Here is a 15,076-nt window from a genome sequence, read left to right as displayed (position 1 = left end):
GTAAAATGTCGCTTCCCTCCCCACCGCAGGCCCGACCTCCCGATGAATCGCTGGTACGGAAAACTGCTGGGCGGCATCGCCGGCGCGCTGCTGTTCCGCCCCAATCCGGTGTTCGGCGCGCTGGTGGGACTGCTGCTGGGCCATGCCTTCGACCGGGACTGGTTCCAGCTGTCGCGGGACAACCCGTACCGCGCCTTCGACCTGACCCGCGACGCCAGCGATGCGGAAGTCGACCAGGCCTATCGCCGCCTGATCTCCCAGTACCACCCCGACCGCCTGGCCGGCGCCGCGCCCGAGCTGCGCGCCCGTGCCGAGGCCCGCGCGCGCGAGCTCAACGCCGCCTACGACCGCATCAAGACGCTGCGCCGCAAGCGCGCCGCCTGACCTCCTTCCTCTTCCGGCAGACCGCCATGTCCAACTGCATCATTTCCCCGTCCATCCTGTCGGCCGACTTCGCCCGGCTTGGCGCCGAGGTCGACGCCGTGCTCGCCGCCGGCGCCGACTGGATCCATTTCGACGTGATGGACAACCACTACGTGCCCAACCTGACCATCGGCCCGATGGTGTGCGAGGCGCTGCGCAAGTACGGGGTGACCGCGCCGATCGACGTGCACCTGATGGTCGAGCCGGTCGACCGCGTCGTGCCGGACTTCGCCAAGGCCGGCGCGAGCCACATCAGCTTCCATCCCGAGGCCAGCCGCCACGTGCACCGCACGATCCAGCTGATCAAGTCGCACGGCTGCACCGCCGGCGTGGTGCTCAATCCGGCCACCTCGCTGGACGTGCTGGACTGGGTGCTGGACGAGGTGGACCTGGTGCTGCTGATGTCGGTCAATCCGGGCTTCGGCGGGCAGGCCTTCATTCCCTCGGCGCTGGACAAGCTACGCGCGGTGCGCGAGCGCATCGACGTCAGCGGCCGCAGGATCCATTTGGAGATCGACGGCGGGGTGAAGGTGGACAACATCGGCCAGATCGCCGCCGCCGGTGCCGATACCTTCGTCGCCGGCTCGGCGATCTTCAACGCCCCGGACTATGCGCAGGTGATCTCGCAGATGCGCGCGGCCGTGGCGGGGGCGAAGTGAGCCTGTCCATCCGCAGCGCCACGCGCGAGGACATCCCGCTGATCCTGGAGCTGATCCGCGCGCTGGCCGAGTACGAGCGCGAGCCGCACGCGGTCCAGGCCACCGAGGCCGACCTGGGGCGCACGCTGTTCGACGCGGGCGCCACCGCCTATTGCGTGCTCTGCGAGCAGGACGGCGTGGCGCTGGGCTTTGCGGTGTACTTCTTCAACTACTCCACCTGGAAGGGGCGCAATGGCCTCTATCTGGAGGACCTGTTCGTGCGGCCGCAGGCGCGCGGCCAAGGCGCCGGTCTGGCCCTGCTGCGCCACCTGGCGCGGCTGGCGGTGGAGAGGGACTGCGGGCGCTTCGAGTGGTCGGTGCTGGACTGGAACCAGCCGGCGATCGATTTCTACCGCGCCGTGGGCGCGCGGCCGATGGACGAATGGACCATCTATCGCCTGGATGGCCAGGCGCTGACCGACTTCGCACAGGGCTAGGGGCGCACCATGTTCAATCTGCTCAAGGCCACGATGCTGGCGATCGCCGCGCTGCCGCTGGCCGCGGTAGCGGCGCCCGCGTCGGTGGATCTGCTGGTCGGTTCGTATACCGACAGCGGCTCGCCGGGGCTGTATGCCTATCGCTTCGATACCGCCAGCGGCCGGCTGGACGCGCAGCCCTGGCAGACGCTGCGCCTGGACAACCCGTCCTGGCTGGTGCTCGCGCCCGACCAGACGCGCGTGTACGCCGTCAGCGAGAACGGGCCGGGCGCGCGCGACACGGTCGGCCGTGCCGGGATGCTGGCCCTGGACACGCAGCATCGGCTGACGCTGCAGGGCCAGGTCTCCACGCTCGGCGACCATCCCACCCACGCCAGCCTGACGCCGGACGGGCGCTATCTGCTGGTGGCCAACTACTCGGTCGACACGCATCCGGGCGGATCGCTGGCGGTCCTGCCGATCGATGCGCAGGGCCGGCTGCAGCCGGTCACCCAGCTGCTGACCTACCAGGCCAGTCACGTGGATCCCGAGCGCCAGCGTTCGTCGCATGTGCACTGGGTCGGCTTCTCGCCCGACGGCGCGACCGCCTATGCCTCCGACCTGGGCGGCGATCGCGTGTACGCCTACCGCTATGCGCCGCAGGTCAACGCCGAACGGCCGCTGCAGCCCGCGCCCACCCCGTTCCTGGCGCTGCCGCCGGGCAGCGGGCCGCGGCACCTGACCTTCGACGCCAGCGGCAGGCACGCCTACCTGACCCTGGAGATGGCCGGGCAGGTGGCGGTGCTGGACGTCGACGCGCAGGGCGCGCTGCGGCTGCGCGAGGTGGTGAACCTGTTCGCGCCCGGCTTCAGCGGCGGCAACGGCGGCGGCGCGCTGCACCTGTCGGCGGACGGGCGCTTCCTGTACGCGATCAACCGCGGTGGCGACGACCACCTGGCCGTGTTCGCGGTCGGCGCCGATGGCGGGCTGACGCTGATCCAGCGCCGCGCCACCGAGGGCCGCCAGGCGCGCGAGTTCGCCATCGATCCGTCCGGGCGCTTCCTGCTGATCGCCGTGCAGGGCGCCAACCGGATCGTGGTGCTGGCGCGCGACCTGCACACCGGCAAGCTCGGCAAGACGCTGCAGACCGTTGAGGTGGCGGCGCCGTCGGACCTGAAGTTCCTGCGGCCGTAGCGCGGAGCTTGTGGCAATCCCCTCTTGGGCACTCCGCTGGGGCTTTCCCACAAACCCTCCACCGGGGCCTTCCCACGAACCGGACGAAGGGCAGCGGAGCGAGCTCCGCTCTACAGGAGGGCCGCGGCAGGATGTGAGGAGGCAGTTGCTCCCGCAAACCGGAGATGCCGCCCTATGGCGGCACACAAAAAAAGAACCGCGTCGAGTCGCCCCGGCGCGGTTCCCGCGAAGACTGGAGGCTGATCCTGCCTCCCTCCGTCGTCCCTGCTATGGCCTTCCACGCTACGTGCCGTATCTGACGGGAACATGACAGCCGGAGGCCGCGGCGACTGCTAGCCTGCGCCACCCCACGTCCGTTGCCCTCCCCATGTCCCAGCCGCGCTGGTGTCTGATCCTCAACGGCAAGGCCGCCGGCAACGATGCGGTGCGCGCCGCGGTGACGCAGGCGCGCGAGCGCGGCGCGCGGCTGGACGTGCGCGTGACCTGGGAGAGCGGCGACGCCGAGCGCTACGTCACCGAGGCCATCGCCGACGGCGTGGACACGGTGATCGCCGGCGGCGGCGACGGCACGCTCAGCGAGGTCGCCACCACCCTGGCCCATCGCGACGAGGGCGCCGACGCGCTGCCCGCGCTGGCCCTGCTGCCGCTGGGCACGGCCAACGACTTCGCCACCGCCGCCGAGTTGCCGCTCGAGCCGCAGGCCGCGCTGGCGCTGATCGCCGCGGCGCCGGCGCGTCCCATCGACCTGCTGCGCGTCACCGCAGACCACGGCCCGCACTGGTGCGCCAACATGGCCACCGGCGGCTTCGGCACCCAGGTCACGGTGGAGACCGACGAGGCGATGAAGCGCGTGCTCGGCGGCCTGGCCTATGTGGTCACCGGCCTGTCGCGGCTGGGTCGGGTCGAGCCGATGCGGGCGCGCTTCCGCGGGCCCGACTTCGCCTGGGAGGGCAGCTTCATCGCGCTGGGGCTGGGCAACGGCCGCCAGGCCGGCGGCGGCCAGGCGCTGTGCCCGGATGCGCTGGTCGACGACGGCCTGCTGGAGCTGACCATCGTCCCCGAGCTGACCGGCGCCTTCGCCGCCACGCTGGGCACGCTGATCACCGGCGGCAAGCGCGCCGCGCTGGAGCAGGCCGCCGTGCGCGCGCGTCTGCCGTGGGTCGAGATCGATGTGGCCGAGCCGATCACGCTCAACCTGGACGGCGAGCCGGAGACCTCGCGCCACTTCCGCGTGGATTGCGTGCCCGGCCGCCTGCGCATGCACCTGCCCGACGGCTGCCCGCTGCTGGCCTGATCCGGCTGCATCGCCGCCGTGTTGCACGCTCCGCGGCTTGGCGAGGTTCCGGCGGCCAAGCGTGCGCGCGCAGCCCACGTGCCGCTTTGGTCGAATGGTCCGAAGTCCTGATCTCGATACGATGGCGACCGAAAGCAGCACCGACCCGGCTCGCGCGGCATCCGCGGCGCCCGCCCTTGCAACGAGGTCCGCCATGTCCGCCCAGGTGATCCTGCCCCGCGTCATGCATGTTGGCGCCGGCGCCAGCCAGAAGGCGGGTGAAGTGCTGGCCCAACTGGGCTGCTCGAGCCCATTGATCGTCACCGACCGGATGATGGTCGAACTGGGCTACGTACAGGGCGTACAGGCCGCGCTGGCCGCGGCCGGCATCGTCTCGGAGGTGTTCGACCAGACCGTGCCCGAGCCGACCGATGCCTCCATCGTCGCCGGCGTCGAGCGCGTCCGGCGTGGCAGCTACGATGCGATTATCGCCCTGGGCGGCGGCAGCCCAATCGACAGCGCCAAGGCTATCGCCATCCTCGGCAAGCATGGCGGGGTGATCCGCGATTACAGATTCCCGCGCCAGGTCGATGCGCCGGGCCTGCCGATCATCGCCATCCCGACCACCGCCGGCACCGGCTCGGAATGCACGCGCTTCACGATCATCACCGACGAGGCCAACGACGAGAAGCTGCTGTGCGTGGGCCTGGGCTTCATGCCCATCGCCGCGCTGGTGGACTACAGCCTCACCGTCAGCGTGCCGGCGCGCACCACCGCCGACACCGGCATCGACGCGATGACCCATGCGATGGAGGCCTACGTCAGCCGCAAGGCCAGCGCCTACAGCGACAGCCAGGCCATCGCCGCGATGCGCCTGATCGGCCCGAACCTGCGCACGGTCTTCCACGACGGCGGCCACCGGCCGGCGCGCGAGGCGATGATGCTCGGCTCGACCCTGGCCGGCATCGCCTTCTCCAATGCCTCGGTGGCGCTGGTGCACGGCATGAGCCGGCCCATCGGCGCGTTCTTCCATGTCCCGCACGGGCTGTCCAACGCGATGCTGCTGCCCAGCGTGACCGCTTGGTCGATCCCGTCTGCGCCGGCACGCTATGCCGACTGCGCGCGCTTCCTCGGCGCGGCCGGCCCGCACGACAGCGACGCGGTGGCCAATGCCAGGCTGATCGATTTCCTCTATGCCATCAACGCCGAATTGCGCGTGCCGACGCTGGAGGAATTCGGCGCCCAGGGCGCGCGCTTCTTCGAGCTGCTGCCCACCATGGCCGAGCAGGCGCTGGCCTCCGGCTCGCCCGGCAACAATCCGCGCGTGCCCAGCGCCGAGGAGATCGTCGGCCTCTACAAGACCTTGTGGGCCCAACCGAGGCACGAGGCGCGGCGCGCGTGAATCCCGCCCCGCAGGCGCACGTCCGCACCCCGCCGACCCCGCCATGACCGGCCATCGCATCCCCGTGGCGCGCCGCTAGAATGCGGCGATGAGTCGCTATATCGCCCTGCTTCGCGCCGTCAACGTCGGCGGCACCGGCAAGCTGCCGATGGCAGAACTGCGGTCGATGTGCGAAGCCATCGGTTGCACCGAGGTGCGCACCTACATCGCCAGCGGCAACGTCGTGTTCGCCAGCAGGCTCGCCAAGGCGGTGGTGAAGCACAAGCTCGAAGCCGCGCTCGAAGCGTATGCCGGCAAGCCGGTCGGCGTCGCGATCCGCACAGGCGCCGAGATGGCCGCGGTGCTAGCGGCGAATCCGTTCGCCTCGGCGGCGCCGAACCGCACGGTCGCGATCTTCCTCGACGGGCCGCCGCCCGCCGACACGGTCGAACGGGTCAGCGGTCTGCGCAACGAGGACATCGCGCTGGGCGCCAACGAGATCTACGTCCATTACCGCGATGGCATGGCCGATTCCAAACTGAAGATCGCCGCGGCGAAGGCCGGCACCGCGCGCAACATGAATACCGTGGCAACCCTCGCCGAATGGGCGGCCGAGTAGCGCCTCGCCCGTTCCCGTCCTGAGCGGCGAAGCCTCGCGCGCTTCGGCGAGAGCTTGCGGATCGTCAGGGATGTCTTCGGCTTGGCGCTGCCCGCGCCTGTCCCAGGCGTCAGCGGCTGGAAAACGCCCGTTGCCGCTTCGGCTCGAACGTGCGAGCCGAGGTGCGTGCTTCATGCCGACAGTGCACTGACAGGCCTCAGCTCCAGCTGTGATGACCGTCGCCTGCGTTGGCGCTGGATGGCGCCTGGGGCTAAGGCGGGCTGGGCGATACAATCGCGCGTCCTCTCACCGATGTTCCGTCCATGTCGCAGCGTGACTGGGTGGCCGCCGCCATCCACAAGATCGAGGCCGACTTCAACCGCTCGGCCGACACCCATCTGATCCCGCTGGAGCTGCCTGGCTACCCTGGCATCGACCTGTACCTGAAGGACGAGTCCAGCCATCCCACCGGCAGCCTCAAGCACCGGCTGGCGCGCTCGCTGTTCCTGTACGCGCTGGCCAACGGCTGGCTGCGCGAGGGCGCGCCGGTGATCGAGGCCTCCAGCGGTTCGACCGCGGTGTCCGAGGCCTACTTCGCGCGGCTGCTGGGGCTGCCCTTCATCGCGGTGATGCCGGCCAGCACCTCGCCGGAGAAGATCGCCGCGATCACCTTCTACGGCGGCCAGTGCCATCTGGTCGAGCAGGCCGGGGCGATCAATGCCGAGTCCGAGCGCCTGGCGCGCGAGCACGGCGGTCACTTCATGGACCAGTTCACCTACGCCGAGCGGGCGACCGACTGGCGGGCGAACAACAACATCGCCGAGTCGATCTTCAAGCAGATGGCGGCCGAGCCGCATCCGATCCCGGAATGGATCGTGTGCAGCCCCGGCACCGGCGGCACCGGCGCCACGCTGGGCCGCTACGTGCGCTACCGCCGGCATGCCACGCGCATCCTGTGCGTGGATCCGGAGCACTCGGTGTTCTTCGACTACTACCGCGATGCGCTAGGCGGGGCGAGCGATCCGGCGCGCCTGCACCACTGCGGCTCGCGCATCGAAGGCATCGGCCGGCCGCGGGTGGAGCCGAGCTTCGTGCCGGCCTGCATCGATGCGATGGTCAAGGTGCCCGATGCCCTGAGCCTGGCGGCGATGCGCTGGGCCAGCGCGACCCTGGGCAGGCGCGTGGGCGGCTCCACCGGCACCAACCTGGTCGGCGTGCTGCACGCCGCCCACGCGATGTGCCGGGCCGGGCGCCGCGGCTCGATCGTCACCATCCTGTGCGATGCCGGCGACCGCTACGCGCACAGCTACTACGACCCGGCCTGGTACGCGCGCTGCGGCATCGACACCGCCGACAGCGATGCGGCCATTGCCGCAGCCGTGGCCGGCGGCGCGCTGCCGGCCCTGGCCACGGCCGCGGGCTGAGCGGGCGGGTCGACGGCGGCAGGGCCGCACGACAGTCGGCCCGGGCCCAGGCAAGTCCTTGCAATAAAACGGGTTTCGGCAGCGCTGGCTGAGATTTCGGCCAGCTGCTGCGCCGCCGCATGCAGGCCGGGCGCAGAATGATTACTCTGTAATTACAGAGTAATTCCTGGTGATGCGATGGCGGACTGGAACACCTTGAGCACCGACCGGAGCCAGCGCCTGCAGGCCGCGGCCAAGCTGGCCGAGGGCCGCCTGGTGCGCAGCCAGGACGTGGTGCCCCTGCTGGAGGCCGTGCTGCGGCCCGGCGACCGGGTCTGCCTGGAAGGCAACAACCAGAAACAGGCCGACTTCCTGGCCGAGTGCCTGACCCGGGTCGATCCGGCGCGCGTGCACGACTTGCACATGGTGCAGTCGGTGCTGTCGCTGCCCTCGCACCTGGACGTGTTCGAGCAGGGCATCGCCAGGAAACTGGACTTCTCCTTCTCCGGTCCGCAGTCAGTGCGCCTGGCGCGGCTGCTGGGCGAGGGCCGGCTGGAACTCGGCGCGATCCACACCTACCTCGAGCTGTTCGGCCGCTACTTCATCGATCTGACCCCGCGCGTGGCGCTGATCGCCGCGCATGCGGCCGATCGCCACGGCAATCTCTACACCGGCCCGAACACCGAGGACACTCCCGCGATCGTGGAGGCCACCGCCTTCGGTGGCGGCATCGTCATCGCCCAGGTCAACCAGATCCTCGACACGCTGCCGCGCGTGGACATCCCGGCCGACTGGGTGAACTTCGTCACCCACGCGCCCAAGCCGAACTACATCGAGCCGCTGTTCACCCGCGACCCGGCCCAGATCAGCGAGGTGCAGGTGCTGATGGCGATGATGGCCATCAAGGGCATCTACGCCGAGTACGGCGTCAACCGCCTCAACCATGGCATCGGCTTCGACACCGCGGCGATCGAACTGCTGCTGCCGACCTATGCCGAATCGCTGGGGCTGAAGGGCAGGATCTGCCAGCACTGGGCGCTCAACCCGCATCCGGCGCTGATCCCGGCGATCGAGTCGGGCTTCGTCAAGTCGGTCCACTCCTTCGGCTCGGAGCTGGGCATGGAGGACTACATCGCCGCGCGACCGGACGTGTTCTTCGTCGGCGCGGACGGCTCGATGCGCTCCAATCGCGCGTTCTCGCAGACCGCCGGGCTGTATGCCTGCGACATGTTCATCGGCTCGACCCTGCAGATCGACCTGGCCGGCAACAGCTCGACCGCCACGCGCGACCGCATCGCCGGGTTCGGCGGCGCGCCCAACATGGGCTCGGACGCGCGCGGCCGGCGCCACGCCAGCCCGGCCTGGCTCAAGGCCGGGCGCGAAGCGGCCAGGCACGGCGAGATGCCGCGCGGGCGCAAGCTGGTGGTGCAGATGGTGGAGACCTTCCGCGAGCACATGGCCCCGGCGTTCGTCGACAGGCTCGATGCCTGGGAGCTGGCCGAGCGCGCCGGACTGGACCTGCCGCCGGTGATGATCTACGGCGACGACGTCAGCCATGTGCTGACCGAGGAAGGCATCGCCAACCTGCTGCTGTGCCGCACGCCAGAGGAGCGCGAACAGGCGATCCGCGGTGTGGCCGGCTACACCGCGGTCGGCCTGGGCCGCGACCGGCGCATGGTCGAGAACCTGCGCGACCGCGGCGTGATCAGACGTCCCGACGACCTGGGCATCCGCTCGCGCGATGCCACGCGCGACCTGCTGGCCGCGCGCACGGTCAAGGACCTGGTGCGCTGGTCCGGCGGCCTGTACGACCCGCCCAAGCGCTTCCGCAACTGGTAAGGGGCACGCCATGGAAACCCTGCGCTACCGCTATGACGGACGCATCGCGCCCACCGGCACACTCGACCATGTGCTGGTCGGCGTGGTCGCCTCGGGCAATCTGGAAGTCATGATCGAGCCGGTCGCGCTGGAGGGCGCGATGGAGATCGAGATCGTCACCGCCGCGCGCGGCTTCGGCGAGATCTGGCAGGCCGTGCTGGACGACTTCGCCGCGCGGCATCCGCTCAAGGATGTGCGCATCTGGATCAACGATGTCGGCGCGACGCCGGCGGTGGTCAGCCTGCGCTTGGATCAGGCGGTGGAGACGCTGCAGGAGCCGGCCGCATGAGCACCGCGCGCAGCTTCTACGAGGCCGACGCGCGCGAGCGCATCGCCGGCTTGCTCGACCCGGGCACGTTCGGCGAGTTCCTCGGCCCGCGCCGGCGCATCACCAGCCCGCACCTGGCGCAGTTGGATCAGCCGGGCGAGTTCGACGACGGCATCGTCGTGGGCGAGGGGATGCTGCGGGGACGCCGGGTGCTGATCGCCGCGCAGCAGGGCCAGTTCATGGGCGGCGGCGTGGGCGAGGTGCATGGCGCCAAGCTGGTCGGGCTGCTGGAGCGCGCGCAGCGGGTCGGGCCCGAGGCGGTGCTGCTGCTGCTCGACACCGGCGGCGTGCGCCTGCACGAGGCCAACGCCGGGCTGATCGCGATCTCGGAGATCATGCGCGCCACCTTGGCCACGCGCGCCGCCGGCGTGCCGGTGCTGGCGCTGATCGGCAGCGGCAACGGCGCCTTCGGCGGCATGGGCATCGTCGCGCGCTGCTGCAGCGCCGTGCTGATGTCCGAGGAGGGGCGGCTGTCGCTGTCGGGTCCGGAGGTGATCGAGACGGTGCGCGGCGTCGAGGAATTCGATGCGCGCGACCGCGCCCTGGTGTGGCGGGTCACCGGCGGCAAGCATCGCGTGCTGCTGGGCGAGGCGGCGCAGCTGGTCGCCGACCGCATCGACGCGTTCGCGCAGGTCGCGCTGGAGGTATTGGATCGACTGCGCCCGGCCGACGATGACGCGCAGCTGCTGCAGGCCCTGGAGGGCGAGCACGCGCGTCTGGCGCGGCGCATCGAGGCGTTCGGCGATTGCCGCGACGGGCTGCAGGTCTGGCAGGCGCTGGGCGTCGCGCAGCCGCAGGCCTTGCCGCTGCTGGACACCGCCGCCTTCCTGGAGGCCACGCGCGGCCGGAGGATGCCATGGTACTGAGCGAACTGCTGGACCGGCTGTTCCCGCTGGGACACCGCATCGATCAGCGCGACGACGTGCTGACCGGCACGGCGAGCACCGCGCTCGGCGAGGTCACCGTCATCGGCACCGCCAACCGGCTGGAGGTCGGCGTCGACCATGCGCTGGCCCTGGCCGCCACCGTCATCGCCAGCACCCAGGCGCACCCGCAGCGGCCGATCGTGATGCTGGTCGACACCGCCGGCCAACGGCTGTCGCGCCGCGATGAACTGCTGGGCATCAACGGCTACTTCGCCCACCTGGCCAAAGCGTTGGACCTGGCGCGCCGCCGCGGCGCGGCGCTGGTGTCGCTGGTCTATGGCGAGTCGGTGAGCGGCGGCTTCCTGTCTTTCGGCCTGATGGCCGATGCGGTCTACGCCCTGCCCGAGGCGCAGGTGCGGGTGATGGACCTGCGCGCGATGGCGCGCGTGACCAAGCAGCCGCTGGAGAAGCTGCAGGCGCTGTCACAGAGCTCGCCGGTATTCGCGCCGGGCGTCGAGAACTACGTGGCGATGGGCGCGGTGCGCGCGATCTGGCGCGGCGATCTGGCCCTGGCCCTAGTCGATGCGCTCCAGGCGCCGCGCGAGGGCGACACCCGGCGCGCGCTGGGCGCGCAACGGGGCGGGCGCACGCTGGCGGCGGACGTGTCGGCGATGGTGGCCGCCGGCGATGCCTGAGCCGCTGCGCCGCCACACGCTGGTCTGGCTGCCGCCGCAGGCCGCGCACGCGGTCCCGCCGGCGCAGGCTGCGCGCGTGCGCGCCTGGTTCGAACAAGGCCATCCGGCCATCGTGGCGCGGCGCCCGGCGGCGGCGCCGGCCGATCCGCTGCACCTGGGCGTGCCGCTGCCGCCGGCCGAAGGCAAGCAGCGCCTGGCCGTGCGCGCCGCGGCCGCGGACGTCCTGCGCATCGCACCGCCGCCGACACTGGAGCAGAGCATCGCCGGCGCGCCGGCGGCATGGCGACCGGCGCTGGCGGCGCTGGCGCATCGGGCGCATGCGCTCGACCTGGTGCCACGCGTGTTCGGCGCCTTCTGCTGGCAGACGCTGACCGGACTGGCGTACGTGCACGAGACGTCGGATCTGGACCTGCTCTGGGAGATCGATTCCGCCGCGCAGGCCGATGCCATCGTTCGCCTGTTGGACGAATGGGAGCGGCACCAGCAACGTCGTGCCGATGGCGAGCTGCGTCTGCCCGACGGGCGCGCGGTGAGCTGGCGCGAGTACTCCGGCGGCGCGCCGCGGCTGCTGGTCAAGACCGAGGACGACGCGCGCCTGGTCGCACGCGCGGACCTGTTCGCGGCGCAGCAGGTGGCCGCTTGAGCGCGCACGAGCCGCAGCCTGCCTGCGTGCCGCGTCCCCAGGACCGTGCCGAAGCGTCGCGTCTGGGCCGGCTCGCCATCGCCAGCCTGCATGCCGAACTGGCGCTGGCGCCCAAGCCCGGCCTGGTGACCCCAAGTGATGCCGGCAGCCATGCCGACATGGATGCGCGCACCTTCTGGCGCAGCCTGGCCGCACTGCGCGGCTACTTCGAAGCGGTCGCGCAGGCGGGGCTGGCGCAGGCGCCGCTCGATGCGCTGCGCCGCCTTGGTCTGCAGGCCGAGGACGCGATGCTGCGCGCCACCGACGGCATCAACACCCATCGCGGTGCGATCTTCAGCCTGGGGCTGCTGACCGCGGCTGCGGCGCGGCTGCGCCGCATCGAGCGTGGCCCCGTCGTCGCCGAGGCGGTCTGCCACGCGGTCAGCGACTGGCGCTCCGCGCTTGAGACCGCACCGCTCAACCCCGACAGCCCGGGCCAGCGCATGCGGCGCGCGCATCGCGTCGCGGGCGTGCGCGAACAGGCCGCGGAGGGCTTCCCGCTGCTGCGCGAGGACGCGCTGCCGGCGCTGCGGGACGCGCAGCAGGCCGGGCACGTGCCCATGGCCGCGCAGGCGCACGTGCTGATGACGCTGGTGGCGCGGGTCGACGACCTCAACCTGCTCCACCGCGGCGGTGCCGAAGGGCTGCGCTTCGCGCAACATCAGGCGCACGCCTTCCTCGCCCGCGGCAGCGTGTGGCAGCCCGACTGGGAGGCGCAGCTGGAGACGGTGGGCGAGGCCTTCGTCGCGCGCCGCCTGAGCCCCGGCGGCAGCGCCGATCTGCTCGCCTGCACCCTATTCCTCGACCGGCAGGCGCGCGCATGAGCCTGGCGCTGCTGTGTCCGGGGCAGGGCGGCCAGCATCCGGCGATGTTCGCGCGGGTGCAGGGCGATGCGGCCGCCGAACCCATCCTCCGCCACGCAGCCGACGTCCTGCAGGAAGCGCCCGAGGCGCTGGCCGTCAGCGAGGCGCGCTTCGACAACGCGATCGCCCAGCCGCTGGTGTGCGCGGCCACGCTGGCGACCTGGGCGGCGCTGCGCGCGCGCCTGCCGTCGCCGGGTCTGGTGCTCGGCTACAGCGTGGGCGAGCTGGCCGCCCATGGCGTGGCCGGCAGCGTGACGCCGCAGGTTTGCCTGAGCCTGTCGCAGGCGCGTGCGGCCTGCATGGACGCGGCCAGTCCCGCCGACGGCGGACTGCTGGCGGTGATCGGCCTGTCGCGCCGGCGCATCGAGCGCCTGTGCGAGGCCTGCGCGGTCGCCGTGGCGATCGTCAACGGTGAGGATCACTTCGTGCTGGGCGGTCGTGAGGCCGGCCTGCAGGCCGGCCAGCGCGAGGCCGAAGCCCTCGGCGCGCGCACGCTGCGCTTGCCGGTACACGTGCCCGCGCACACGCCGTGGCTGGCGCAGGCGGCCGATGCGTTCGCCAAGACGCTGCAGGACGCCGCCGTGCGGGCGCCCGCTCTGGATGTGCTGGCCGGCATCGATGGCCATCTCATCGCCTCGCGCGAGGACGTCGTCCGCAGCCTGTCGCGCCAGCTCGCCCAGCCGGTGGACTGGCACGGGGTGATGGCGCAGGCGATCGAGCGCGGCGCCCGCGTGCTGCTGGAGATCGGTCCGGGCAGCGCCCTGGCACGGATGGCGCGCCAGGCGCATCCGGACTGCGAGGCGCGCGCGGTGGAGGAATTCCAGACGCTGGAGGGCGTCGTGGATTGGGTCGTCAGCGCCCTGGAGCGCCAGGCGATGCACTGAAGCAGGACCCTTGGGTGGCGGGCCGCCACTCGACGCAGTCGCGATATCACGTGTCTTAGGGAGGGCGCATGAGTCCGCAAATCATCACGATCATCGGCTTGGTGATCATGTTCGTCGTGGCCACGGCGCTGCCCATCAACATGGGCGCTGTGGCCTTCGCCCTGGCCTTCATCGTCGGGGGGATCTGGCTGGGCATGGATGCCAAGGCGGTGCTGGGCGGTTTCCCCGGCGACCTGTTCCTGACCCTGGTCGGGATCACCTACCTGTTCGCCATCGCGCAGAAGAACGGCACCATCGACCTGCTGATCCACTGGGCGGTCAAGGCGGTGCGCGGCAAGCTGGTGGCGATCCCGTGGGTGATGTTCCTGGTCACCGCGCTGCTGACCGCCTTCGGCGCGCTGGGCCCGGCGGCGGTGGCGATCATCGGTCCGGTCGCGCTGCGCTTCGCCAAGCAGTACCGAATCAATCCGCTGCTGATGGGCCTGCTGGTCATCCACGGCGCGCAGGCTGGCGGCTTCTCGCCGATCAGCGTCTATGGCGGCATCACCAACAAGGTGGTGGAGAAGGCCGGCCTGCCGGTCAGCGAGATGTCGGTGTTCCTGACCAGCCTGGGCTTCAACCTGGCCATGGCGATCATCTGCTTCTTCGCGTTCGGCGGGCTGGCGCTGCTCAAGCGCCACGAGCCTTCGCGGGCCGAGTCCGAAGCCGTGCCGGTCAACGAGGCCTCGCCGCGCAGCTTCGCCATCGAGGGCCATGGCGCGCTGGTGACCCCGGGCGGAGGCACCTTGTCGATCAATCCGGTCGCGCTGGAGGCCGTGTCGATCAAGCGCGACCATGTGTTCACCCTGATCGGCCTGGTGGGCCTGGGCGTGGCCTCGCTGATCTACAGCCTCAACGTCGGCCTGGTGTCGATGACCGTGGCGGTGCTGCTGGCGCTGCTCTCGCCCAACGCGCAGAAGGGCGCCGTGGAGAGCATCAGCTGGTCCACGGTGCTGCTGATCGCCGGCGTGGTCACCTACATCGAGGTGCTGCAGAAGGCGGGCGCGGTCGACTTCATCGGCAACGGCGTGTCGCATATCGGCATTCCGCTGCTGGGCGCGTTGCTGGTGTGCTACGTCGGCGGCATCGTGTCGGCGTTCGCCTCCTCGGCGGCGGTGCTGGGCGCGACGATTCCGCTGGCGGTGCCGTTCCTGCTGCAGGGGCATCTGGCCCCGGCCGGCGTGATCTGCGCGCTGGCCGTGTCCTCGACCATCGTCGACGTCAGTCCGTTCTCGACCAATGGCGCGCTGGTGGTGGCCTCGGCCGCGCCGGACGAGCGCGAGAAGCTGTTCCGCCGCTTCCTGGTCTACAGCGGCCTGGTGGTCGCGCTGGGACCGCTGGCCGCGTGGCTGGTGTTCGTGGTGCCGGGTTGGCTGTGATGGCGCCACCCGGTAGAGCGGAGCTTGCTCCGCTGTGGCCTTCCTCGCGAACCGAACGAAGAGCAGCGGAGCAAGC

16 protein-coding genes are annotated in these 15,076 nt (G+C 71.2%); all 16 read left to right on the top strand.

The window, feature by feature from the left end; all coding sequences use genetic code 11:
* The first annotated feature begins 42 nt into the window (after nucleotides 1-42).
* Nucleotides 43-384, top strand: coding sequence for a J domain-containing protein (locus tag EAT51_RS17140; protein WP_130516420.1), 342 nt, complete (start codon nucleotides 43-45; stop codon nucleotides 382-384).
* A gap of 26 nt (nucleotides 385-410) precedes the next feature.
* Nucleotides 411-1,082 carry a ribulose-phosphate 3-epimerase gene (rpe, locus tag EAT51_RS17135; protein ID WP_130516422.1) on the top strand — a complete coding sequence of 224 codons (672 nt, stop codon included), beginning with the start codon at nucleotides 411-413 and terminating at the stop codon, nucleotides 1,080-1,082.
* Complete coding sequence (locus EAT51_RS17130; RefSeq protein ID WP_130516424.1) at nucleotides 1,079-1,558, top strand: GNAT family N-acetyltransferase; 480 nt, start codon at nucleotides 1,079-1,081, stop codon at nucleotides 1,556-1,558. Before rpe ends, EAT51_RS17130 begins: the two co-directional genes overlap by 4 nt.
* 9 nt (nucleotides 1,559-1,567) lie before the next feature.
* Nucleotides 1,568-2,731, top strand: a complete 1,164-nt coding sequence (locus EAT51_RS17125) for a lactonase family protein (RefSeq protein WP_130516426.1) — start codon at nucleotides 1,568-1,570, stop codon at nucleotides 2,729-2,731.
* 367 nt (nucleotides 2,732-3,098) lie between these two features.
* Complete coding sequence (gene yegS, locus EAT51_RS17120) at nucleotides 3,099-4,025, top strand: lipid kinase YegS (protein WP_130516428.1); 927 nt, start codon at nucleotides 3,099-3,101, stop codon at nucleotides 4,023-4,025.
* A 193-nt stretch (nucleotides 4,026-4,218) separates the two neighbouring features.
* Nucleotides 4,219-5,406 (top strand): iron-containing alcohol dehydrogenase, encoded by a 1,188-nt coding sequence (locus EAT51_RS17115; RefSeq protein WP_130516430.1) that lies wholly within the window; start codon nucleotides 4,219-4,221, stop codon nucleotides 5,404-5,406.
* An 88-nt stretch (nucleotides 5,407-5,494) separates the two neighbouring features.
* Nucleotides 5,495-6,004: a DUF1697 domain-containing protein gene (locus tag EAT51_RS17110; protein ID WP_130516432.1), complete on the top strand. Its 510-nt coding sequence runs from the start codon at nucleotides 5,495-5,497 to the stop codon at nucleotides 6,002-6,004.
* A 302-nt stretch (nucleotides 6,005-6,306) separates the two neighbouring features.
* On the top strand, nucleotides 6,307-7,407 hold the full coding sequence (locus tag EAT51_RS17105) for a PLP-dependent cysteine synthase family protein (protein ID WP_130525019.1): 1,101 nt from the start codon (nucleotides 6,307-6,309) through the stop codon (nucleotides 7,405-7,407).
* Between the two features lie 177 nt (nucleotides 7,408-7,584).
* Nucleotides 7,585-9,225, top strand: coding sequence for a malonate decarboxylase subunit alpha (mdcA, locus tag EAT51_RS17100; protein ID WP_130561853.1), 1,641 nt, complete (start codon nucleotides 7,585-7,587; stop codon nucleotides 9,223-9,225).
* Nucleotides 9,226-9,235: 10 nt separating this feature from the next.
* Nucleotides 9,236-9,553, top strand: a complete 318-nt coding sequence (mdcC, locus tag EAT51_RS17095; RefSeq protein WP_130516438.1) for a malonate decarboxylase acyl carrier protein — start codon at nucleotides 9,236-9,238, stop codon at nucleotides 9,551-9,553.
* Nucleotides 9,550-10,458, top strand: a complete 909-nt coding sequence (locus EAT51_RS17090) for a biotin-independent malonate decarboxylase subunit beta (protein WP_130516440.1) — start codon at nucleotides 9,550-9,552, stop codon at nucleotides 10,456-10,458. The genes mdcC and EAT51_RS17090 overlap by 4 nt, the downstream gene beginning before the upstream one ends.
* Nucleotides 10,449-11,153: a biotin-independent malonate decarboxylase subunit gamma gene (gene mdcE, locus EAT51_RS17085; protein ID WP_130516442.1), complete on the top strand. Its 705-nt coding sequence runs from the start codon at nucleotides 10,449-10,451 to the stop codon at nucleotides 11,151-11,153. Before EAT51_RS17090 ends, mdcE begins: the two co-directional genes overlap by 10 nt.
* Complete coding sequence (gene mdcG, locus EAT51_RS17080) at nucleotides 11,146-11,796, top strand: malonate decarboxylase holo-[acyl-carrier-protein] synthase (RefSeq protein ID WP_130516444.1); 651 nt, start codon at nucleotides 11,146-11,148, stop codon at nucleotides 11,794-11,796. Before mdcE ends, mdcG begins: the two co-directional genes overlap by 8 nt.
* Complete coding sequence (gene mdcB / locus EAT51_RS17075) at nucleotides 11,793-12,659, top strand: triphosphoribosyl-dephospho-CoA synthase MdcB (protein ID WP_130516445.1); 867 nt, start codon at nucleotides 11,793-11,795, stop codon at nucleotides 12,657-12,659. The genes mdcG and mdcB overlap by 4 nt, the downstream gene beginning before the upstream one ends.
* Nucleotides 12,656-13,582: a malonate decarboxylase subunit epsilon gene (gene mdcH, locus EAT51_RS17070; protein ID WP_130516447.1), complete on the top strand. Its 927-nt coding sequence runs from the start codon at nucleotides 12,656-12,658 to the stop codon at nucleotides 13,580-13,582. Before mdcB ends, mdcH begins: the two co-directional genes overlap by 4 nt.
* A gap of 68 nt (nucleotides 13,583-13,650) precedes the next feature.
* Nucleotides 13,651-15,000, top strand: a complete 1,350-nt coding sequence (locus EAT51_RS17065) for an SLC13 family permease (RefSeq protein WP_130516449.1) — start codon at nucleotides 13,651-13,653, stop codon at nucleotides 14,998-15,000.
* The last annotated feature ends 76 nt before the right edge of the window (nucleotides 15,001-15,076 follow it).

The sequence above is a fragment of the Pseudoxanthomonas winnipegensis genome (genome assembly GCF_004283755.1).
GTDB classification, from domain to species: Bacteria; Pseudomonadota; Gammaproteobacteria; order Xanthomonadales; family Xanthomonadaceae; genus Pseudoxanthomonas_A; species Pseudoxanthomonas_A winnipegensis.
The sequence above is the reverse complement of the archived record's forward strand: the minus strand, read 5'-3'. Positions and strand labels throughout refer to the sequence as shown.

Excerpts from the sequence above, each read along its gene's own strand:
- EAT51_RS17140 (WP_130516420.1), top strand. The coding sequence starts at position 43 with ATGAATCGCTGGTACGGAAAACTGCTGGGCGGCATCGCCGGCGCGCTG.
- rpe (WP_130516422.1), top strand. The coding sequence starts at position 411 with ATGTCCAACTGCATCATTTCCCCGTCCATCCTGTCGGCCGACTTCGCC.
- EAT51_RS17125 (WP_130516426.1), top strand. The coding sequence starts at position 1,568 with ATGTTCAATCTGCTCAAGGCCACGATGCTGGCGATCGCCGCGCTGCCG.
- yegS (WP_130516428.1), top strand. The coding sequence starts at position 3,099 with ATGTCCCAGCCGCGCTGGTGTCTGATCCTCAACGGCAAGGCCGCCGGC.
- EAT51_RS17115 (WP_130516430.1), top strand. The coding sequence starts at position 4,219 with ATGTCCGCCCAGGTGATCCTGCCCCGCGTCATGCATGTTGGCGCCGGC.
- EAT51_RS17110 (WP_130516432.1), top strand. The coding sequence starts at position 5,495 with ATGAGTCGCTATATCGCCCTGCTTCGCGCCGTCAACGTCGGCGGCACC.
- EAT51_RS17105 (WP_130525019.1), top strand. The coding sequence starts at position 6,307 with ATGTCGCAGCGTGACTGGGTGGCCGCCGCCATCCACAAGATCGAGGCC.
- mdcA (WP_130561853.1), top strand. The coding sequence starts at position 7,585 with ATGGCGGACTGGAACACCTTGAGCACCGACCGGAGCCAGCGCCTGCAG.
- mdcC (WP_130516438.1), top strand. The coding sequence starts at position 9,236 with ATGGAAACCCTGCGCTACCGCTATGACGGACGCATCGCGCCCACCGGC.
- EAT51_RS17090 (WP_130516440.1), top strand. The coding sequence starts at position 9,550 with ATGAGCACCGCGCGCAGCTTCTACGAGGCCGACGCGCGCGAGCGCATC.
- mdcE (WP_130516442.1), top strand. The coding sequence starts at position 10,449 with ATGGTACTGAGCGAACTGCTGGACCGGCTGTTCCCGCTGGGACACCGC.
- mdcG (WP_130516444.1), top strand. The coding sequence starts at position 11,146 with ATGCCTGAGCCGCTGCGCCGCCACACGCTGGTCTGGCTGCCGCCGCAG.
- mdcH (WP_130516447.1), top strand. The coding sequence starts at position 12,656 with ATGAGCCTGGCGCTGCTGTGTCCGGGGCAGGGCGGCCAGCATCCGGCG.
- EAT51_RS17065 (WP_130516449.1), top strand. The coding sequence starts at position 13,651 with ATGAGTCCGCAAATCATCACGATCATCGGCTTGGTGATCATGTTCGTC.